This is a genomic window from Chloracidobacterium thermophilum B (assembly GCF_000226295.1).
Classification (GTDB): domain Bacteria; phylum Acidobacteriota; class Blastocatellia; order Chloracidobacteriales; family Chloracidobacteriaceae; genus Chloracidobacterium; species Chloracidobacterium thermophilum.
The window spans coordinates 715,457-735,890 of record NC_016024.1 but is presented as its reverse complement, the minus strand read 5'-3'; the positions used below and the strand labels follow the sequence as shown (position 1 = coordinate 735,890).

The window sequence follows — 20,434 nt, the reverse complement described above, 5'->3', positions numbered from 1 at the left end:
AGGACAAGGGCAGTCCGGCAGAACGGCCAAAGCGCAGACTAAGCCGGAAAGACAGCGTCAATGGCGGACGTCACCTCGGCTACCGTCACCCGGCGGATACACTCCGGCTCCGGGAAGGCCTGACAGACCGGCCCGGCACACGGGACACATGGCAACCGGTGACGCACCACCCGGTGCGGGACGTTCGTCCACGGCGACCAGACGGTTTCATTCGACGAACCGAAAATGACCACGAGCGGGCGCTCAAAAGCAGCCGCAATGTGGGCTGGGCCGCTGTCGTTGCCCACGAAAAAGGCACAGCCGGCAATGAGCGCCATGGTTTCGGAAAGCGGCAGGTCCGTGAAAAACAGCGCCCGGTGGGACGCCGGCAGGGCACGGCGGACGGCTTCGGCCACCGGCTCCTCTCCCGGCCCAACCACAATGACCGGCTGCAACCCACGCTGTGCCAGATAGTTCACAATGTCGGCGAAATGCGTTGCCGCCCACTGCTTGCTCTGAAAAGCCGCCGCCGGGTGAATGACGGCGTAGGGGCCGGAAACACCGGCCCGGCGCAGCTTCGCCGTGACGGCCGCACGGGCCTGGGGCGCGCAGTAGAGCTTCGTCCGTGGAAGCGGTGACGGCACGGGCACGCCGACGAACTTCAGCAGGCCGAGCTGCTGTTCAACACAGTGAATCGTGGACTTCTGCCAGATTTCGGTTGGGGCCGGCGCCACGTGCGTCAGCAGCCAGCGCGTGTTGGGCAGTGCGTAGCCAACCCGCCGGGGGATACCGGCCAGCCGCATCAGCCAGGCAGCCGTTGTGCCGCCGTGCAGGTTGAAGCCCATATCGAAGTTTCCAGCCCGCAGCCGCCGAATAGCCCCAAGGCGCATCTCCAGGCCGGCGATGCCGCGCCGGGCGCGCGGTATCACAAACAGTTCATCCACCAGTGGATGCGGTTCGAGCAGCGGAGCCGAAAGCGGTTCCGTCACCACGGTAATGGGCAGGTCCGGCCGCCACGCCTTCAGGGCACTCAATACCGGCGTCATCAGCACCGTGTCGCCGATTGAGCGCAGACGGAACAGCACCGGGCGGTCAAAAGGTACAGGTATCACGGTTGGCGGCACTGGCGGTTGGGTTGTAGCTTTGTCCGTACCGTCCCGTGTTGACGGGAAGCCGATTTCGAGAGGCAGGCATGAACATCCTATCGGGCTGGATGAAGCCGTGGCACAACGCCACGCCACAGCCACGCCACATGACATCCGGGACACATCCCGACACCAGGCTTTATGACAAGCATCGGGTCAGGTGGCAACTGGTGCTGGTGCTGACCCTTGTCGTTGCTGGCGGATTGGCTGGCAACTGGACAGTGCAGGCCCGGCCGCAGGACACCGCGCCCCGCCTCCGGCCGCAGGATTTCGTCACGGAGCAGACCGTTGCCGGTGTCAAAACCCTCGTCAAACGGCGTCCGGGCAGTCAGACCGTGGCGGTCGGACTGTTCTTTGCCGGTGGTGCCAGCAACATCGCGCCGGCGCAGGCCGGTATCGAGGCACTGACGCTGGCAACGGCCACCGAGGCGAGCCGCCGTTTCCCCCGCGCCCTTCTGCGCCGGGAAACGGCGCGCCTGGGCTGTAGTCTGAGCTACCTTGTGACGTACGATTACTCGGCGCTCACCCTGGCCAGCACCCGCCAGACCTTTGAGCAGAGCTGGAAACTCTTTGCCGATGTCGTCCGCCATCCGCGTTTCGAGGCAGAGGATGTCGCGCTGACGCGCGAGCGGCTGCTGGCTTCCCTGCTCGATGATGAAGACGATCCCGATGCCCTGTTGCAGAAAACCCAGGCCACAGCCGTGTACCGCCAGCATCCCTACGCGGCGACGCCAACCGGGACGCCGGAAGCCCTGGCACGTCTCAGCGTGGCGGATGTGCGCGCCCATTATGCCCGGCTTCTGACGACGAAACGGATGCTGCTCGTCGTCGTGGGCGATGTTGCGCCTGAGCGCATTGCCACCGAGGCCACCCGGCTGTTTGCCGGGCTGCCGGCCGGAACGCCTCCGAAACCGCTGCCGCCCCTGTCCTGGGCAGAAGCGGATGTGACCATCGTCAACCGTTCCATGCCGACCGACTACGTGCAGGGCGTCTATGCGGCCCCGCCCCTCACCGCGCCGGACTTTCCGGCGCTGCGCCTGGCAGCGGCCGTTCTGCGGGACCGGATTTTTGAAGAAGTGCGCGTCAAGCGGAACCTCTCCTATGCGCCGACGGCCTTTCTGACGGCCCAGGGGGCCAACCTGGGCGGCATCTATGTCTCTTCGGTGTCCGCCCCGCAGGCGGTGGAAGTGATGCTGAAGGAAATCGAACGGCTCAAAACGGAACTTGTCGAGCCGGCCGAGTTGCGCGCTACCGTGGCGCAATTTCTCACCACGACCTATCTGGCTGAAGAAACCAACAGCGGACAGGTGGCGGCCCTGGCGCTGTACGAACTGGTGGGCGGCGGGTGGCGACAGAACTTCACCTCACTGGACCGGCTGCAGGCCGTCACGCCGGAGCAGGTGCGGGCGGCGGCCCGGAAGTACATGGGCAACCTGCGGTTTGTCATCATCGGGGACGAAGCCCGGACGCGCCAGCTGCGTGATAGACTCACCGTTCCGGGGCCGGGCGACTGAAACCGGACAGCGTTTCCTTCCGCATTCGGGGCGCCAGCCCTTGCCCTTTTATTGCAGTTGTTTATACTGAACGACTTATTTTGGGCGCACAGACAGGCGAAGCATGACAAGGGACGCCTTCCACACGCCCGACGGCACAGGACGGTGAGACGGCGGCTGGATTCGGTCGTCCTCACGACTTCAGCACCGAGGGACCAGGGCTTGGACATTGCCGAAACCATCGAACGCCTTGTGACGCAGGATGGGTTCGAGTTGGTCGTTTGTGAGATGAAAAAGCTCGGACGCCGGCATCTTTTGCGCGTCGTGGTGGACCATCCCAACGGCATCACCCTTGACCACTGTGCGGCATTGAGTCGGCGTATCGGCGACCATCTCGACGCGGTGGATGCCGTGCCAACCGCTTACACCCTGGAAGTTTCCTCGCCAGGCGTCGAACGTGGGCTGTACCGGCTGGCCGACTACCAACGGTTCACCGGCCATCGCGTGCGACTGCGGACAACGGTGGCGCTCAACGGCAGGCGGCAGTTTCGCGGACGGATTGCTGCCGTCCGCACTGAGGAAGGGCCGGTCATCATCCTGCGCAACGAGGCTGGTGTGGAAACCCCCATTGCGTTTTCCGATATTGCCCAGGCCCAACTCGAAGTCACGGCAGAAGACCTCTTTCGCGTGGCGGAAGCAAAACGTGCCGCACGTGAACGGGAGCGCGAAAAAGATGCGGCGGATACCAGACCGTAGTGGTGTCCAGACGGAGGCAAGCAAGCTATGTCCATACTGTCAGAGCAGATTCAGGCTATCAGCCGGGACAAAAACATTGACCCACGCATCATCATCGAGGCCCTGCAGGATGCAGTGACGGCCGCGGCGCGGCGGCACTTCAAGTCGAATGAAAACCTCGTGGCTATTTACAGCGAGGAAAGCCACCGCATGGAACTCTACGCCGCCAAGCGTGTGACTGATGTCGTCGTCTGCCCGGAAACGGAAGTCTCCCTTGAAGAAGCCCTTCAGGCTGACGCCTCGGCAGAAATTGGCGATGTGCTTTACGAGCCACGGCAGGACCGCTTCGAGGAACTCGGCCGCATCGCCGCGCAAACCGCCAAACAAATCATCATCCAGAAGGTGCGGGAAGCCGAACGCGAAAACATCTACAACGAATACATCGGGCGTGTGGGGGAGATTGTCCACGGCGTCGTCAAACGCTTTGAGCGGGGCAACATCATCCTTGACATCGGGCGCACGGAGGCCCTGCTGCCCCGCTCCGAACAGTCGCCGGCGGAAAACTTCAGCCAGAACGACCGGGTACGGGTCGTCATCACCCAGGTGACGAAAGATGCCAAGGGTCCGCAGGTTCACGTTTCGCGCACCAGTCCCGAACTGCTCAAGCGGCTGTTTGAGATGGAAGTCCCTGAAATCTACGACGGAACTGTGACCATCAAGGCGGCGGCACGGGAACCGGGCGAGCGGGCAAAGGTGGGCGTGGCCTCGAATGACCCGGATGTGGACCCGGTGGGCGCCTGTGTCGGGATGAAGGGTTCGCGCGTACAGGCCGTCATCCGGGAGCTGCGCGGTGAAAAAATTGACATCATTCCGTGGTCGGAGGACCCGGTGGTGTTTGCCGCCAACGCCCTCTCTCCGGCCAAGGTGAGCCGTGTCCAGATTACCGATTTCACCAACCAGCGCCTTGAAGTCATTGTTGAGGAATCCCAGCTCAGTCTGGCCATCGGCAAACGGGGGCAGAACGTCCGGCTGGCCTCCAAACTCGTGGGGTGGAACATTGACATCCGCAGCGATGCCGAAATGAAACGCGAAGTGGCCAGCCAGTTCCAGTCCCTGCTTTCGCGGCCGGATGTTCCGCTGACCGATTTGGCGGCTCTCAATCCGGCCTATGCCCAGTATCTGAAGAAAGCTGGCATTGCCACCCTTGAAGAGCTGGCCGATGCCAATGTCAACGATGTGGCCAGCATCCTGGACATCAGCTTCGATGAAGCCGTGGCACTGATTGAGCAGGCCCGACAACTCCTGCCAGCCACAGGGACAAACGAAGAAGCCGCATCGGAAACGGCGGCAGAAGAAGCCGCACCGGAGCTTGCAGCCGGGGCGGAAGCGACACCGGAGGACACGGCCGAGGTGTCGCTCCAATCCGGGGGCACGGCTGACGCACCAACCGCAACGGACACGGACGCCGCTCCGGCCGCAGCGGCGCTGGACAGTCCGACGACAGATGCCATCGCGCCAGAGGGTGAGCCGGAGCTTCAGCCGGGTGCCTGAGTCCCTGCGGCCGGCGGACGGGAACCAGTGTTGGAAATGGAGGGTAGGGAACGCGCATGACGACAAAAATCAGGATTTACGAGCTAGCCAAAGAACTTAAGGTGGACAGCAAGCGAATCATCGAGGACCTCCAGCGGATTGGTGTCAGTGGCAGCTATGTCCCGTCCAGCAGCATTGACCAAGCGATTGCTCACCGGGTACGTGAGCAGTACAACCCCAACCGTGCCTCCACGGCCAACACGCCTCCGCCAGCCCCAAAGCTCCGCAAGTTACCGCCAGGAACCATTCTGCCCAATGTTTTATCCTCTTCAGTGCCAACCACCGAGCCGGCTGCTCCAGCTCTCTCCCAACCGGTCACAAGTGCTACCAGTGTTCGGCTCGTCAAGAAAACGCCCGAAACCGACTTGCTGGCGGAGAAACAGGCGCACGAAACAGCACCGACGGTCTCAGCAGGAACCTCATCGGCGGTCTCGCCGGCAAAGGCTCCAGAATCCACGTTGCGCGTCGTCACCCTTTCCACTCCATCCGTGAAACCAGTTCCAGCGGCGGAAACGACCACCGATGCAACACCACCAGCGACATCCCAGACTGCAGAACTGAAAGCCACAGAGGCGCAACCCACCACGAGCATCAGACCTATTCCTGTGCCTTCATCGCCACCCACGGCGCAGCCGGTCAATGGCGGTGGCACAGCCGCGAAGGCAGCCACGCCAGTCACGCCCGCAGCCCCAACCCAGCCCGTGATTCGGCAATTTACGGTTCCAACGACGCGGACACCTTCGCCAGCCCGTCCACCGGTTGTAGAGCCGTCTGCCTACCCACAGAAAAGCGGGGGACAGGCTCGCCCGCCGGAGACGCGCTCGGACTCCCGCGAAGAGCGCCCGCTGCACTCCTCTCTAAATCGCGGGGTCTCCTCCGTGGAAACGCCATCAACGGTGACACGTACGTATGTTCCACCCGCATCACCGGACCGCTCCCGGGACGGACGTGGACGGCGCAACTTCAAAGAGCACACGGAGACACTCCGCAAACGTGAGTTTGAAAAGAAACTTGTGCGTCCCGAACGCGCGCCCGCCGTTGTGGCCAAAGCTAAGCCTGTCTTTACGGAATTCAAACCGATTACCGTCGTTGAGGGAACCACCGTCAAGGAGTTGGCCGAGAAGATAGAGGTCAAGCCCAAGGACATCATGGCCGCGCTGCTTGCCAAAGGTATCCTGGCGACTATCAACCAGCCTCTTTCCGAAGAGGCTATGCGCGAAGTCGCCCGTGAGTTTGGTTATGAGGTCACGGTACGCAGCCTCGAAGAAATCATCAATGACCAGCAGGATACCCTGGCCATTGAGACCGATGCTTTGGATGACATCGAGCCGCGCGCGCCGGTCGTGGCGGTGATGGGTCACGTTGACCACGGCAAGACCAGCCTTCTCGATGCCATCCGCAACACACGAGTGGCGGCCGGTGAAGCCGGTGGGATTACCCAGCACATTGGGGCGTACAGCGTCGAGGTTCCCGACCCGGACAATCGGGAAAAACTGCGCCGCATCGTCTTTCTGGACACGCCCGGTCACGAAGCCTTCACGATGATGCGGGCACGCGGAGCCAAAGGCGCGGATGTTGCCGTCATTGTCGTGGCCGCCGATGATGGCGTGATGCCGCAGACCATCGAAGCCATTGATCACGCCCGGGCTGCCAAAGTGCCCATTGTTGTGGCCATCAACAAGATTGACAAACCCCAGGCCAACGTCGAGCGCGTCAAAAAGGAACTGTCCGACATCGGTCTCATCTGTGAAGAGTGGGGCGGCGACACCGTCATGGTCGAGATTTCCGCCAAGCACCGGCGCAACCTCGATACCCTGCTCGAAATGATCCTGCTCACAAGCGACCTTCTCGACCTCAAGGCCCCCACCAAACGGCTGGCCTCGGGCGTCGTTCTCGAAGCGCGCCTTGACAAAGGGCGCGGTCCCGTCGCCTCGGTGCTGGTTCAACAGGGGACGCTCAAAGTGGGCGATCCGTTCATTGTCGGCCTGCACTTCGGGCGCGTCCGTGCCCTGATTGATGATCGCGGGCGGCCACTGACGGAAGCCGGGCCTTCAGTTCCGGTTGAAGTGCTCGGCCTGGAGGGCGTCCCCAAAGCCGGCGATCTGTTTCAGGTGGTGGATGATGCCGCCCGCGCTCAGGAACTGGCCAACTACCGGCAGTCCAAAGCCCGCATGGCGCAGTTGATGAGCAGTGCGGCGCGCGGGCTGGAAGACATGTACCAGCAAATGAAGAGCGGACAGCTCAAGGAACTGCTCGTCATTCTCAAGGCCGATGTGCAGGGATCGGTGGAAGCCCTGCGTGAAATTCTCCAGAAGCTCTCCAACGAGAAAGTCAGCATCCGTGTCATTCGGGCCGATGTGGGTGCGATCACAGAATCGGATGTGATGCTGGCCGCAGCCTCGAACGACATGTCGCACGTCTGCATCATTATCGGCTTCAACGTCCGCCCGGCCCCGCGCGTGGCTGAACTGGCCAAACAGGAGCGGGTGGACATCCGCCTGCACAGCGTCATCTACAAGGTCGAAGAAGAAGTGCGCAAGGCCATGATCGGCATGCTCGATCCGCTCACCAAGGAAATCGAGCTTGGGCGGGCGGAAGTGCGCAAAGTGGTGAAGGTTCCCAAAGTGGGCAACATCGCCGGCTGCGCGGTGCTGGAGGGGGTGGTCAAACGCGCTGCCAAAGTGCGTCTGGTCCGGGATTCGGTCGTGGTTTATGAAGGCGAGATTGCCTCGCTGCGCCGGTTCAAGGACGATGTCTCCGAAGTCAAGGCCGGATTTGAATGCGGGATCGGACTTGACCATTTTTCGGACATCAAGGAAGGCGACATTATCGAGTGCTACACGCTCGAAAAATACGCTGCGGAACTCTAAGCCCAAGGAGTCAGGCCCCCAACGATGCGACGCCGTGCGAGCCACCGTTCGAGACCGGGAAACCACCGCCGCGAACGCCTGTGCGAAGCTTTCCGTCTGGAAATCAACGAGATTGTGCGCTTTGAGCTGGACGATGAGCGCGTGGACCCGGTCGTGGTGCACCACGTGGCCCTCAATGCCGCTGGGACGGCCGCGCGGGTCTATGTCAGTGGCGACGGCGGACGGGAAAGCAACCTGGCGCTGACGGTCCGTGTCCTGAACGAGGCCACGGACTTCATCCGGCAGGCCCTGGGGCAGCACCTGGGACTGCACCGGGTGCCGACCCTGCATTTCGTACTCGACAAAACCCTGCTTTCCGCGTCCCGGATTGAGGCCATTCTGGACGAAGAGCGTCCCCGTCTGAAGGCGGCTGATGCCCCCAGCCCCTGACCGATGCGGGTGCGCTCTGGCGCAGGTTGTCTTGGTTGGATTCCCTATGTACGGAGTTGAAGCCCTATGCTCAGTCAGGTGGTCGAACTCATCGAGTCGAAGCACCGCTTTCTGATCACCGGCCATGCCCGTCCCGACGGTGACAGCACCGGTTCCTCACTGGCACTTTACTGGGGGCTACGTGCATTGCACAAAGATGTCGTCGTGGTGATGCGCGACCCGATTCCACCGGCCTATCAGGAGTTACCCGGCGCAGGGGAAGTGCAGGTTCGCCCGGCAATTGACGAACCATACGACGCGGCATTTGTCATCGAATGCAGCGATCTGGACCGTCCGGGTCTGCCGGGACTCGAAAAGCAGTTCATTGTCAACATTGACCACCACACCACGACTGCCCTGTTCGGGCACATCAACTGGATTGACGCCACAGCCGCCGCTGTGGGCGAAATGATCTACAACCTCTGCAAAGCCCTGGGGATCAACATCAACCAACCGATTGCGGAGTGTGTCTATGCAGCGTTGCTGTCGGACACCGGCTCATTCCACTACGCCAACACCACCGAACGCACCTTCAAAATTGCCTCCGAGTTGGTACGGCGCGGGGCGCGTCCGGCGCATGTGGCCCGGGCCCTGTACGAGTCCCACTCCTTCGGCAAAATCAAACTGCTGGGCAGTGTCCTGTCCACGCTGCAACGGGATGAAAGCGGGCGGGTGGCCTGGGTGACGATGACCCGTGAGATGATGGAAGCCGCCGAGGCCACCGAAGATGACCTCGAAGGTATTGTCAATCACCCGCTTTCCATCCGGGATGTCGAAGCCGCCGTGTTCTTCAAGGAAATTCATCCGGGGCAGTTCCGCATCAGCCTGCGCTCCAAAGGCAACGTGGATGTGTCGAAAATTGCGGAACGTTTCGGTGGCGGCGGACACAAATACGCCTCCGGGTGCACTGTCATCGGCACTCAGGACAGCGTTGCGAACCGCGTGTTATCTTCGTTGCAGTCGGAGCTTGGAACGACCTCCAGAGCCGCCGACTGAGAGCCTCGCCCCATACCATGACGCCAACTTCTGACGCTCCGCCCCTTGATCCGAAGCAGCCGCCGGTCGCCGCCCTGGCCCCGGTTTCCCTGCCGCGACAGGTCGTGGTCTGCTTGGCAGCCTGGCTCGTGCCCGGACTGGGGCACGGCCTGCTGGGCCGCTACGGGCGCGCAGTGCTCATCGGCGGCAGCATCTACACGATGGTCGTGCTGGGACTGTGGATGCGCGGACACCTCTACTCCCCCTTCGACCCGGACGAACTGCTCGGACTGCGGGATGTCCTGTCGAAGGTTTGCCTCATCGGCCAGATGGGTATCGGTGTCCTTCAGCCAATCCTGCGGGGGCTTGGCTTTGGCGTCAGCTTTGAGTTTAAAGCCGCAACCTACGAATACGGCACGTATTTTCTTGTCGTCGCCGGACTGCTCAACTACCTGGTGATGTTCGATGTGTTTGACATTGCCAAAGGGCGCAAGGCCTGATGCGTGCTGACCAGCGCGGGACTTGAAACCATGCACTTTCTCATCATGACAACCTTCGCGGCGCTCACCTCCACTGTCCTGGCCGCCATCACCAACGAAGCCGAAACCACCCGTGAGCGATGTCTGTATGGCCTCAAAACATTCGGCGCTTTTGTCGGCGTCGGGCTGGTCATCAGTTGGCTTTTTTACTTCATTCCCTGAGCGGCGTCTGACCCTGTGGACGGAGCAACGGTCGCCGGTGACGCTGGTTCAGGCGCGAATGAAACCGATGGAGTCTGGCGGTGCACGATTGGTATCAGGACAAGCTGCGTGAAGAATGTGGGGTGTTTGGCATCTGGGGGCATCCCGAAGCGGCCCGGCTCACCTATCTGGGACTGTATTCCCTGCAACACCGTGGGCAGGAATCCGTCGGCATTGTGACCAGTGATGGCCAGCGCCTGCATGCCGTGCGCGGCATGGGTGAAGTCAACGAAATCTTCACCGAGTCCGTCCTGGACAAACTGCCCGGCCACTGCGCCATCGGCCACGTACGGTACTCAACCGCCGGAGAAGTCAGCCTCAACGAAGCCCAGCCGTTCTCCATCAAATGCCACCGGGGTGAACTGGCGATCTGTCACAACGGCAACTTCCCCTTTGCGGAAACCATGCGTGCCGAACTGGAGCGGGAAGGTGCGATTTTTTCCTCAACCAGCGATACCGAAGTCGTCCTGCACAAACTGGCCCGGTCGCGCCAGCCACACCTTCAGCAGGCCATTGCCGACGTTTTCCGGGAGCTTGAAGGCGCATACTCGATTCTTATTCTCACACCGGACAGTCTGTTTGTTGTGCGCGACCCACGTGGTTTCCGCCCGCTCTGTCTGGGTGAACTGGATGGGGCGACGGTGGTGGCCTCGGAAACCTGTGCCTTTGACCTCATCGGTGCGACTTACGTCCGCGACATTGCACCGGGTGAAATTCTGACCGTCAACCGGGAGGGCCTGCGGACCGAGTACCCGCTGCCGCCCCAGACGCCGGCCTTCTGCATTTTCGAGCACGTGTATTTTGCGCGCCCGGATAGCCGCATCTACGGGCGCAGCGTCAACAAAAGCCGCCACAAGATGGGCAAGCAACTGGCCCGGGAACAGCCCGTTGAAGCCGACATCGTCGTTCCGGTCCCGGACTCCGGTGTAGCCGCCGCGATTGGCTATGCGGCGCAGTCGGGCATCAACTTCCGGTTCGGGCTGGTGCGCAACCACTACATTGGCCGCACCTTCATCGAGCCAACGCAGTCCATCCGCAACTTTGGCGTCAAGGTCAAACTCAATCCCGTGCGCGATCTGATTGAAGGGCGGCGCGTTGTTCTGGTGGATGACTCGCTGGTACGCGGCACGACCAGCCGGAAGATCGTCGAGATGCTCCGCCAGGCCGGGGCGCGGGAAGTCCACCTGCGGATAAGCTGTCCGCCGACCATTTCCCCCTGCTACTACGGTGTGGATACGCCCTCGACCGCCGAACTGATTGCCGCCAACCAGTCCACGGAAGCCATCCGGCAATACATCAATGCCGACAGCCTGGGCTACCTGAGCCACGAGGGGTTGCTGGCGGCCTGTGGCGCAGATGAAGGACTCCGGTTCTGCACCGCCTGCTATACCGGCAAGTATCCGCTGCCCGTCCCGCAGCGGGCGGTCGGGCGCAGCCACCGGGCGTAGTGGCTGGGCATGGTTCGGCTTTTGATCACGCCTGACCGTGGCGGCAACGCCCCGGCCGCACCATCACGGCGTCCGGCCACATCGTTTTCTGGTGGAAAAGCCCTGGTGAATTATCTAGTATCGGGTCTGCCAACGGGCAAAAGCCAACCGGAAGTGACATATCTCCTTACATCTGATGGTGCGCAGATGCTGTGCGCCAATCTGAATCTCCAGTATCCGCGTTGCTACATGACGGTGGACGTATGATTGGTACGTACCTACTCCACTACAAGCTGCTCAAAAAAATCGGTGAAGGCGGGCAGGGTGAAGTTTACCAGGCAGAAGACACCCGGTTGCGGCGCATCGTGGCCATCAAGATTCTGCCGGCTGAGCTGGTGGCGGATGAAAAAACCCGCAAGCGGTTTCTCCGCGAAGCCCAACTCGCCTCGGCGCTCGACCACCCGAACATCTGCACGGTCTATGAAATCAACGAGGACCGTGGGCTGCATTTCATCGTCATGCAGTACCTCGAAGGCAAACGCCTCAAGCAGATGGTACGGGGGCGACCGCTGGATATGGAAAGCACCCTCTCCATTGCTGTCCAACTGGCCGATGCGCTGGCCGCAGCGCATGAGCGGGGTGTCATTCACCGGGATGTCAAAGCCACCAATGTCATCGTCAATGAGCGCGGGCAGGCCAAGATTCTCGATTTTGGCCTGGCGAAAGCCACGGCCAAGAACATTGGCGACGAGTCCGTCATGGAGTTGACCCAGGCCGGTGTTCCCTTTGGCACGGCCGGTTACATGTCGCCGGAGCAGGCCCGTGGCGGCACGATTGATGCCCGTTCGGATATCTTTTCACTGGGCATCGTCATCTACGAAATGGCAGCCGGCCGCCTCCCGTTTCAGGGCAAAAGCACGGTGGATGTCATGCATGCCATCATGCATGAGCCGCTTCCGCCGCTGTCGTCCATCAATCCGGCTGTGCCTGAGCGGCTGCAAAGCATTCTCGAAAAGGCGACGGCCAAGGATGTGGCGGCCCGCTACCAGACGATGCGCGAGTTCCAGGCGGACCTCAAGCAGCTCCTGCGCGCCGTCCAGATGCAGACCGGGCAACCGCTGACCGACGATTCCCTGCTGCCTATGGTTACCCCGCGCCACGAGCGCAGCAACTGGCTCACCGGTGGCGTCGTGGGACGGCTCATCAGCCGGCTGCGCGGCACGCCTGACCGGACACCCATCAGTCAGACGAATACTCCACCCTCCGCCTTGCCCAGCCGCCCCACCGGCGCGCCCCAACCCGCCGAGCCACCGCCCGCCGAGAAAAAACCCGACGACATTGCCGACAAAGGGCAGGCGCTCCGGGACTCGATGCCCAGTTCGTGGCGTACATCCGACAAACGTTCGATTGCCATTCTTCCCTTCCGCAACCTGAGCGGCGACCCCCAGACGGATTTTTACAGCTTTTCCCTTGCCGACAGCGTCATCACCGAGTTGGCCGGACTCAAATCCATCGTCGTGCGTCCGTCAAGCTACATGGCGAAGTACCAGGGGCGTGACCTCGACCCGATCTACGTCGGCAACGAACTCCAGGTGGACGCCGTGATGACCAGCGCCTACGTCAAGTCGGGACAGCGCATGCGCGTCACGCCGCAGTTGATTGACGTTCACACGGGAGAAATCCTCTGGAGCGACAAAATTGACCTCGACGCCCAGGACATCATCACGCTGCAGGACACCCTGGCGCAGAAAATCTGTGAAGAACTGCGTGTCCGCATCAGCCAGACCGAGCAGGAGCGCATTGCCAAGCCGACGACCCGCAATGCCGAAGCCTTTGAGTACTACCTGCGTGGACGCAATCAGTTGCAGCGTTTCCGCCAGACGATGCTCAAGGATGACTTCAGCGCCGCGACCGAAATGTTTGAAAACGCGCTGGCCTGCGACCCCAACTTCGCCCTGGCCCACTCCGGCATGGGCCTGTGTTATGTCGAATATGTGCTGAAAGGCATTGGCGGGGCGCTGTATTTCGAGCGTGCGGCAGAACGCTTCCGGCAGGCGTTGGCGCTCGATGACTCGCTCATCGAACCACAGATCAACATGGTCTATTACTACCTGCTCAAGGGCGAGAAGGTACGCGCCCGCGAGCAGGTGCGGCGCATGCTGGCCATTGCGCCCAACGACCCGGCGGCACACAACACGGCGGCCTACCTGCACCGCTGGGATGGGCTGTACGGGCCGGCTCTGGCCGAATACGAAGCCTGTCTGCGGCTTGACCCAACGGATGTCGTACGAGTGTCGTACAACCGCGCCCGCATTGCCCTCTACCAGGGGCACTACGAAGAGGCGCTGGAACATCTCGAAGCGGCGCTGTTTATCGAACCCAACCATCCCTTTGCCACAATGGTGCTGGGACAGGTGCTCTACTACCAGGGGCGGCATGAGGAATCGGCGCGCACGTTCCGGGAGTTGTTCGAGCGCAATCCCGACCTCCATGGCTTCCGTCCCATCTACGGGCTGGGCTTTGTCATCGAGGGGCAACCCGACCGGGCGCGGGCGCTCATCAACGATGCCGTCCGTGAAATTGCCAATGCCGATGGCGATGCCGCCTACTGGCTGGCGACACTCTACGCGGCGCTGGGTGATGACGAAGATGCGCTGTACTGGCTGCGCCGGGCCATCGCCCTGGGCAACGAAAACTACCCGTGGTTCATTTCCAATCCCGACTGGGCACGGCTGCGCGAAAACCCTGCGTTTCGGGCGATTATGGAACCCGTCCGGCAGAGTTGGGAGCAACTGATGCAGCCGTTCATCAGTCCGCCGCCGTCGCCGCCACCATCGGCTGGCGACAATGTGGTGGCCTAGGCGCATCCGGCGCCAGTCCTTTCCGCTTTCCTTGAAACACTTGCGGGTTCTCTATCTGCTCGACTCCCTCAACCGTGGCGGTGTCGAAACGCTGGTGCTGTCCACCTGCCGGCGGGCTGCGGACGTTGGGATCAGCGCCTGCCTGGCCGGATTTGGCGACGGCACGGCGGCCGCCGACTTTCACGCACTGCCGCACGCCTTTTTCCGCAAACGGCGTGCACCGTTCGACCCGTTTCTGGCCGGCTGGTTGCGCGAACTCATCCGGGTCGAGGGCATCACCCTGATTCATGCCAACCAGGCCGTCGAGGCCCTCCATGCGTGGTGGGCGCGGCGCGGCCTGCCGGTCAAGCTCGTCCTGACGCTGCACAACCTCGAATATGACACCAGGAACCTCCAGGCGCTGAACTTCCTGCTGCCCCGTCTCGATGCCGTATCAGTTGTGTCGCATGCGGCCCAGCGGTGGCATCTGGCACAGGGACGGCTGCGCCTGACGCAGGCCCGACACGTCGCCGTAGTGCCCAATGGCGTCCCTGACCCGGGCGCAGGCCGGAGACAGCCCACGGTTTTCCAACCTGACGGCCCCACCCTGGGCATGATTGCCAACTTCACGCCGGTCAAAGACCACGCCACGCTGTGCCGGGCGCTGCCGGAGGTGTTCGCCCGTCATCCGACGGCCCGGTGTCTTCTGGTTGGCGCAGGGCAGGATGCGCGCCGTGAGGCGGCGGCACGGGCATTGTGTGCGCGCGCTGGCATCCTTGACCGGGTGGACTTTTGCGGCAGTCGTCCGGCCGCCGAGGCCCTGCCTCAACTCGATGTGTTCATTCTGTCATCGTGCAGCGATACCTTCGGGCTGGCGCTGGTTGAAGCCATGCTCGCCGGGCTGCCGTGTGTCGCCTCGGACATTCCGGCGCTGCGGGAAGTTACCGCCGATGGCACGGCCGCCGCCCTTTTTCGTGCCGGGGATGCTGCCGATTGTGCGCGGGTGCTGAACCACGTACTGGATGATGCCGACTACCGCCGGACACTGGCCGCACGTGGACAAGCCCATGCCTGTCGGCACTATAGTTTTGAAGCGTATCTTGCCCGGTTGCGCGATTTTTACGACGCAGTGCTGGCTGCGTGAGGTGTGCGGTGGCCGCTGCTCCGGTCTTCGTGGCTGTTCCTTCCTATCGCCACGCCCGTTTCGTGGCCCAAACCCTGCGCTCAATTTTCCGGCAGACCCACCCCCCGACAAAACTGCTGGTCATTGACGACGGCTCACCGGATGACTCACCCCACGTCATTGCCCGAACGCTGGACGATTGCCCGTTCCCGTGTGAACTCATCATCCACGAAACCAACCGGGGGCTGTGCGCCACCCTCAACGAAGCCCTTGCCTGCTGCGATGCGCCGTATTTTGCCTACCTTGGCTCGGATGATCTCTGGCTGCCCGATTTTCTCGCCACGCGCGTGACGATGCTGGAAGCGCGCCCGACGGCCGTTCTGGCCTACGGCCATGCCCTGATTGTCAACGCCGATAACGACATCGTGGATGACACCCGCTGGTGGGCGCGCTATACGGATGGCGACGCCCGCGCCATGCTTCTGCGTGGCGGCGCTCCGGTCAGTGCCACGGTGCTGTACCGGACCAGCGCCCTGACCCGGTTTGGCTGGAACGAACGGGCCCGCCTGGAAGATTATGAACTCTACCTCCGGCTGTGCCGGGTCGGAGCCTTTGCCCTGGATAAGGACATCCGTGCCGCCTGGCGTCACCACGGTTACAACACGAGCCGGAACGTGGAGTTTATGCTGGCTGAAACCCGTGCCGCTCAGGCCCGCACGGCCGACTGGCTGGAGCTGTCCGAAACTGAACGCCGCCGTGCTACAGCCGAACTCACCTGGACGTACGCCGAAGCTTTTGCCCGGGCCGGCGCGCGCTGGCGGGCCGCGGCGCTGGCGTGGGCGAGTTGGTCAGGCGCTCCCGACTGGCAGGCGCGGGGGAAAATGCTGGCGCGCCTGCTGCTCCCGACGCCGGTTGAACGGTGGCGTCAGGCCCGGCGGGCGCGCGCCATTGCGCGGCGCTACGGCAAACTGACACTGGATGGAAATCTCTGACGGACGTACTGCACAGACAAGGAGACCAAAGCCATGTCGCATATCGGGTCTGGTCGGCGGTGGTGGGTAGCCGCCGTTCTGCTCCTGGCAGGGATGGTGATGGGTGAACGTTGGGCATCCCCTTGCCCGGTGACAGCTCAGGATGGCCGCCGGACGTTTACCGATCTCCAGGACCGCGAAGCCCGCCGCCGGGCCGTTGAAGAACTCGGACGCTCCGGCGATGAGCGTCAGGTGACGCCGCTGGTGGAAGCCCTGCGCGGGGACCGTGACTTTCTCGTGCGCAGCGCGGCAGCGGAAGCTCTCGGCAATCTCAAAAGCGAACTGGGACTGCCAGCGCTGACAGCGGCGCTTGATGACATCAGCCCGGATGTGCGGGCGGCAGCCGCCTTAGCTCTGGCCCGGCTGGGGCGTCCCGCGGCCATTCCACGGCTGCGCCAGCGGCTGCAGGACGCCGAACCCCTTGTACGCAGTGCCGCCGCACAGGCGCTGGGCAAACTGGGCGATGCTCAATCCCTGCCGGAGTTGGTCAACTGTCTGTCCGACGCAGAGCCGGAAGTGCGGACGAGTGCCACCGAAGCGCTGGGGGCGCTGGGCCGCCGTGAGGCCGTCGAACCGCTGCTGCGTATGCTTGGCGATAGCAACCTGTATGTCCGCAGCCGCGCCGCCATGGCACTCGGCATGCTGGGTGATCCGCGCGCTATTCCGGCCGTCAGCGAACTGCTGCTGGACAAGGAGCGCACCGTCCGCGCCAGCGCTGCCGAGGCGCTGGGGCGCCTCCGCGACCGGCAGGCTGTTCCGCCCCTGCTCGAAGCCCTGCGCGACCGGGAAGCGGCCGTGCGCCAGAACGCAGCGTTTGCCCTGGGAAAAATTGGCGATGAGACGGCGGCCGATGCTCTCGTGGACGCCCTGCGGGATGAAGACGCACGGGTGCGCGCCCGGGCCGTGGATGCCCTTGGTGCACTGGCTGTCCCGCGTACGCTTGACGCCATCGTGGACAGCCTGCGGGACGGCGATGCCCTTGTGCGCACGCTGGCGGTGCAGGCACTCGGCAACTTCAAGGACGACCGCGCCACCGAGGCTCTGGTGCAAACGCTGGCGGCAGACGATGCCCTTCTGCGCCGCCGCGCCGTTGAATCGCTGGCCAAAATCGGTGACGCCCGTACGCTCCCGGCCATCCAGACAGCACTGGGGGATGCCAACCCGGCCGTCCGGGCCAGCGCCGTTGTGGCTCTGCCCCGCATTGGCGGCAGTCAGGCGCTGCCAGCGCTGCTGACGGCGTTTCAGTCCGATGACGCTGCCCTGCGAAGCACTGCCGCCTTTGCCCTCGCCCGGCTTGGCTCGGAAGAAGCCTTTGTAGGTGTCGTCGAAGCCGTCGGAAGGATGGCCTTTGACGACGTACTGAACCGGCGCACAGCCATTGTCGGATTTTTCAACGCCCTGCCGGAAAGCCCACTCCGGCTTCAAGGACTGGTTGCGTCGCCCGACGCCCTGCGGCGGCGCGGGGCCCTGCTGGGGCTGATGGTTGTGACCGTTCCACCGGCCGCTACCGGTACGTTCCTGGAAGCTCTGGCTGACAGTGACCCGGAAGTACGGCGTGCGGCGCTGGCAGCGCTGGCGCGTACCGATCCGGCGCGTTTTGCTGAGGCAACTGCCCAACGGCTGGCCGCCGAACCCGACCCGGCCGTGCGCGTGGAGTGGCTTTCGCGGCTCACGGAGCCACGGGGGACACCTCCGGCGTTGGCCGAGACCCTGCGCGGACTGGCCCGGGAGGACGTTGCCCCGGAAGTCCGGCAGGCGGCCGTTGCGGCGCTCGACCGGCTGCGGCTGCCACGGGTGATTCTGCCCAGTCCATCCCGAACGCTTCCGGCCGTCGCCAATGTTGCGCCACTGCCGGGGCCCGAACTGCCCCCGTCTCTGACCGTCCCGCTGCCACCGGCCCCTCTGCCGCCGGCATCAGCAACACCAGCGCCGACGGTAGCCGCCAATGAAGCACCTTCCACGGCACCAGCCCTCCTGCCGACGACAACGGCTTCAGCTCCACCTTCCCGCCGGATGCCAACAGTGGTGATTCTGCCCAGCCCGTCCCGAAGCCTTCCGGCCATAGCCAACGTTGCGCCACCGCTGGGGCCCGAACTCCCCCCTTCCATAGCTGGCTCCCTGCCACTACCTCCGCCACCACCGGACTCCCCGCAGCCGGCACCGGCAGCCCCGTTGCCAGTCGTCGCCGCCAATGAAGCGCCTTCCACCCCACCAGACCCCCTGCCGACGACAACGGCTTCAGCTCCACCTTCCCGCCCAACGTTGGCCCAACCAACGCCAGTGCTCCCCAGCCCGACGGCTTCCGCCACGGTCAGGGAAAGTACCGCGCCCGGCCCGGCTCCGGGACTGGTTCCGCCTTCCGGCCCACCGGAAACGGCGACACTGCCGGCAACACCAGCCGCATCGCCAACCGCTGCGGTGCGTCCAGCTTCTCCGACCGGCCCCACGCCTCGCCCGGCCCCACGCGCAACGGCCGCGGGCAAGGTATCGTCAACGGCCGTTGCGGCCCGGCGGTTGCCTCTGCGCCGGCTGCCGGAAGCGCGAACGGCTCCCGTCTGGGTGTCGCCGGGGCGCACCCTTCCGGCTGGAAGCCTCAGCGCGGATGACCGTGTGACCCGCAATGAAGCCCAGGTGATGGACTATCTGGAACGTCTCGTCGCGGCGCAACTGGCCTTTCGGATGGCTTCCGGCGGGCGTTTTGCCTCCCTGGCCGAGCTTCAGCAGCAGGAACGTGAACTGGAAGCCCCTTTCGTTGACCAGGATTACGTTTTTGCCCTGTATGTGACCGAAGCAACCGCGTTCGGGCCGGCCGATTTCTTTGTTCTGGCAACGCCGCGTCTTGCGGGGCTGACGGGACGGCGGGCCTTTTACGTTGACGCCTCCGGCATCATCCGCAGCAGCGACGCCGGACAGCCATGGCTTCCGGCCGCCCGGCAGTGGGCACCCGTCCGCAGCCGGTCAGCGGGGTAGGCGCGCCGGAGCCGGTGCTGGGGCGACTTCGGGCGTGATCCGTTGTGTCCCCAACCACCAGCCGGCGACAAAGGACAGCGCCATGAGCACGAGCACCACGAGCGTGTGCAGTATCCACTCACGCCGGGAACGGGCGCGGCGGGCCTCGACGAGTTCGCGCAGAGGGTGGTGCTCGCCGGTTGTCCGGTCGGCTGGAAAACTTGGGGCAAGGCTCATTTCCCTGGTGCGCACAAGGCGCTCCTGAAGCGATGGAGGGGAAGCAAGCCCTTGGTCTGAAGCTGGCGGCGGCGGATCGACGCACACCACCAGCGCCGTAAAGTTGTCTTCGGCTCCACGCTCGTAGCAATACCGGTGAATTTCGTCACACAGCCCGTCGGGATTGTCCACGAAGACAGTCATGAGCCGCTCCAGTTCATCGTTGGTGATGTGGCGGGTTACACCGTCCGTACAGAGCAGGAAACGTGACCCGACAGCCAGCGGGAAGGTCTGGGTCTCGACCTCGACTTCGGGCAGAACGCCCAGCGCCCGACTCACTTCGTTGGCCTTGGGAAGCTGCTCGGCCTCGGCCGGTGAAAGTTCACCCCGGCGGACGGCATCGTGGAGCGGCGTGTGGTCTATGGTCACCTGGGTCAGCTTGCCGTCGGCAAAGTAATACAGCCGACTGTCGCCGGCATGCGCCACACATGCGGTTTCGCCATCGAGATGCAGCGCCACCAGCGTCGTCGCCATTCCGGCCAGGTCGAGGTCATGGCGTGCCATCTCGAAGATGTCCCGGTTGGCGTAGTGAATGGCGCGTTCCAGGCGCACGAGGGGCGGACGCTCATCGGGCGCAATGAAGGTGTCACGGACGGTCTCGATGGCGGTCTGGCTCGCAATTTCGCCGCCGGTATTCCCGCCGACGCCATCGCACACGACAAAAAGCCGGGCGCTGACTTCGGCCAGGGCCCGGTCCTGATTGGATGTGCGTTGCAGTCCCCGGTCACAGATGCAGGCGAAGCGAATTGTCGAGGTCGCGGCCGAGGCCGTCGTTTCATGGGCCATAGCGCCG

15 protein-coding genes are annotated in these 20,434 nt (G+C 63.4%); 13 read left to right on the top strand and 2 right to left on the bottom strand.

The window, feature by feature from the left end; genetic code table 11:
* Positions 1–38: 38 nt before the first annotated feature.
* Entirely contained in the window at positions 39–1,091 is a 1,053-nt protein-coding gene (locus tag CABTHER_RS03110) for a glycosyltransferase family 9 protein (RefSeq protein ID WP_187288405.1), read from the bottom strand.
* An 80-nt stretch (positions 1,092–1,171) separates the two neighbouring features.
* Here CABTHER_RS03110 and CABTHER_RS03105 point away from each other — a divergent pair, with 80 nt between their 5' ends.
* The 13 genes from CABTHER_RS03105 (at position 1,172) to CABTHER_RS03045 (ending at position 19,386) form a co-directional block, all read left to right on the top strand.
* On the top strand, positions 1,172–2,638 hold the full coding sequence (locus CABTHER_RS03105; RefSeq protein ID WP_081464666.1) for a M16 family metallopeptidase: 1,467 nt from the start codon (positions 1,172–1,174) through the stop codon (positions 2,636–2,638).
* A 201-nt stretch (positions 2,639–2,839) separates the two neighbouring features.
* The gene (locus CABTHER_RS03100; protein WP_014099119.1) at positions 2,840–3,373 is read left to right on the top strand and encodes a ribosome maturation factor RimP; all 534 of its coding nucleotides are present in this window, start codon (positions 2,840–2,842) and stop codon (positions 3,371–3,373) included.
* Positions 3,374–3,400: 27 nt separating this feature from the next.
* Positions 3,401–4,903: a transcription termination factor NusA gene (nusA, locus tag CABTHER_RS03095; RefSeq protein WP_014099118.1), complete on the top strand. Its 1,503-nt coding sequence runs from the start codon at positions 3,401–3,403 to the stop codon at positions 4,901–4,903.
* A gap of 56 nt (positions 4,904–4,959) precedes the next feature.
* On the top strand, positions 4,960–7,812 hold the full coding sequence (gene infB, locus CABTHER_RS03090) for a translation initiation factor IF-2 (protein WP_014099117.1): 2,853 nt from the start codon (positions 4,960–4,962) through the stop codon (positions 7,810–7,812).
* Between the two features lie 24 nt (positions 7,813–7,836).
* A complete protein-coding gene (gene rbfA / locus CABTHER_RS03085) occupies positions 7,837–8,241 on the top strand; it encodes a 30S ribosome-binding factor RbfA (protein ID WP_014099116.1) in 405 nt (134 codons plus the stop codon).
* Positions 8,242–8,307: 66 nt separating this feature from the next.
* Complete coding sequence (locus CABTHER_RS03080; RefSeq protein WP_014099115.1) at positions 8,308–9,276, top strand: DHH family phosphoesterase; 969 nt, start codon at positions 8,308–8,310, stop codon at positions 9,274–9,276.
* A 17-nt stretch (positions 9,277–9,293) separates the two neighbouring features.
* Positions 9,294–9,755 carry a DUF6677 family protein gene (locus tag CABTHER_RS03075; RefSeq protein WP_014099114.1) on the top strand — a complete coding sequence of 154 codons (462 nt, stop codon included), beginning with the start codon at positions 9,294–9,296 and terminating at the stop codon, positions 9,753–9,755.
* A 30-nt stretch (positions 9,756–9,785) separates the two neighbouring features.
* A complete protein-coding gene (locus CABTHER_RS03070; protein WP_187288404.1) occupies positions 9,786–9,956 on the top strand; it encodes a hypothetical protein in 171 nt (56 codons plus the stop codon).
* An 80-nt stretch (positions 9,957–10,036) separates the two neighbouring features.
* The gene (gene purF / locus CABTHER_RS03065; protein WP_014099112.1) at positions 10,037–11,443 is read left to right on the top strand and encodes an amidophosphoribosyltransferase; all 1,407 of its coding nucleotides are present in this window, start codon (positions 10,037–10,039) and stop codon (positions 11,441–11,443) included.
* A gap of 242 nt (positions 11,444–11,685) precedes the next feature.
* On the top strand, positions 11,686–14,283 hold the full coding sequence (locus CABTHER_RS15390) for a serine/threonine-protein kinase (protein ID WP_014099111.1): 2,598 nt from the start codon (positions 11,686–11,688) through the stop codon (positions 14,281–14,283).
* Positions 14,270–15,406, top strand: coding sequence for a glycosyltransferase family 4 protein (locus CABTHER_RS03055; protein ID WP_014099110.1), 1,137 nt, complete (start codon positions 14,270–14,272; stop codon positions 15,404–15,406). Before CABTHER_RS15390 ends, CABTHER_RS03055 begins: the two co-directional genes overlap by 14 nt.
* Positions 15,407–15,414: 8 nt before the next feature.
* Positions 15,415–16,377, top strand: coding sequence for a glycosyltransferase family 2 protein (locus CABTHER_RS03050; protein WP_014099109.1), 963 nt, complete (start codon positions 15,415–15,417; stop codon positions 16,375–16,377).
* Positions 16,378–16,410: 33 nt separating this feature from the next.
* Positions 16,411–19,386 carry a HEAT repeat domain-containing protein gene (locus CABTHER_RS03045; protein WP_081464663.1) on the top strand — a complete coding sequence of 992 codons (2,976 nt, stop codon included), beginning with the start codon at positions 16,411–16,413 and terminating at the stop codon, positions 19,384–19,386.
* Here the strand turns inward: CABTHER_RS03045 and CABTHER_RS15385 are convergent.
* Positions 19,375–20,427: a PP2C family protein-serine/threonine phosphatase gene (locus CABTHER_RS15385; RefSeq protein WP_014099107.1), complete on the bottom strand. Its 1,053-nt coding sequence runs from the start codon at positions 20,425–20,427 to the stop codon at positions 19,375–19,377. The two genes, CABTHER_RS03045 and CABTHER_RS15385, sit on opposite strands and share 12 nt — an antisense overlap.
* Positions 20,428–20,434 lie beyond the last annotated feature (7 nt).

What these genes read in the sequence shown, in the direction of transcription:
- CABTHER_RS03105 (WP_081464666.1), top strand. Translation starts at nt 1,172, where the DNA reads ATGAACATCCTATCGGGCTGGATGAAGCCGTGGCACAACGCCACGCCA.
- CABTHER_RS03070 (WP_187288404.1), top strand. Translation starts at nt 9,786, where the DNA reads ATGCACTTTCTCATCATGACAACCTTCGCGGCGCTCACCTCCACTGTC.
- CABTHER_RS03075 (WP_014099114.1), top strand. Translation starts at nt 9,294, where the DNA reads ATGACGCCAACTTCTGACGCTCCGCCCCTTGATCCGAAGCAGCCGCCG.
- CABTHER_RS15385 (WP_014099107.1), bottom strand. Translation starts at nt 20,427, where the DNA reads ATGGCCCATGAAACGACGGCCTCGGCCGCGACCTCGACAATTCGCTTC.
- nusA (WP_014099118.1), top strand. Translation starts at nt 3,401, where the DNA reads ATGTCCATACTGTCAGAGCAGATTCAGGCTATCAGCCGGGACAAAAAC.
- CABTHER_RS03055 (WP_014099110.1), top strand. Translation starts at nt 14,270, where the DNA reads ATGTGGTGGCCTAGGCGCATCCGGCGCCAGTCCTTTCCGCTTTCCTTG.
- CABTHER_RS15390 (WP_014099111.1), top strand. Translation starts at nt 11,686, where the DNA reads ATGATTGGTACGTACCTACTCCACTACAAGCTGCTCAAAAAAATCGGT.
- infB (WP_014099117.1), top strand. Translation starts at nt 4,960, where the DNA reads ATGACGACAAAAATCAGGATTTACGAGCTAGCCAAAGAACTTAAGGTG.
- rbfA (WP_014099116.1), top strand. Translation starts at nt 7,837, where the DNA reads ATGCGACGCCGTGCGAGCCACCGTTCGAGACCGGGAAACCACCGCCGC.
- CABTHER_RS03045 (WP_081464663.1), top strand. Translation starts at nt 16,411, where the DNA reads ATGTCGCATATCGGGTCTGGTCGGCGGTGGTGGGTAGCCGCCGTTCTG.
- CABTHER_RS03080 (WP_014099115.1), top strand. Translation starts at nt 8,308, where the DNA reads ATGCTCAGTCAGGTGGTCGAACTCATCGAGTCGAAGCACCGCTTTCTG.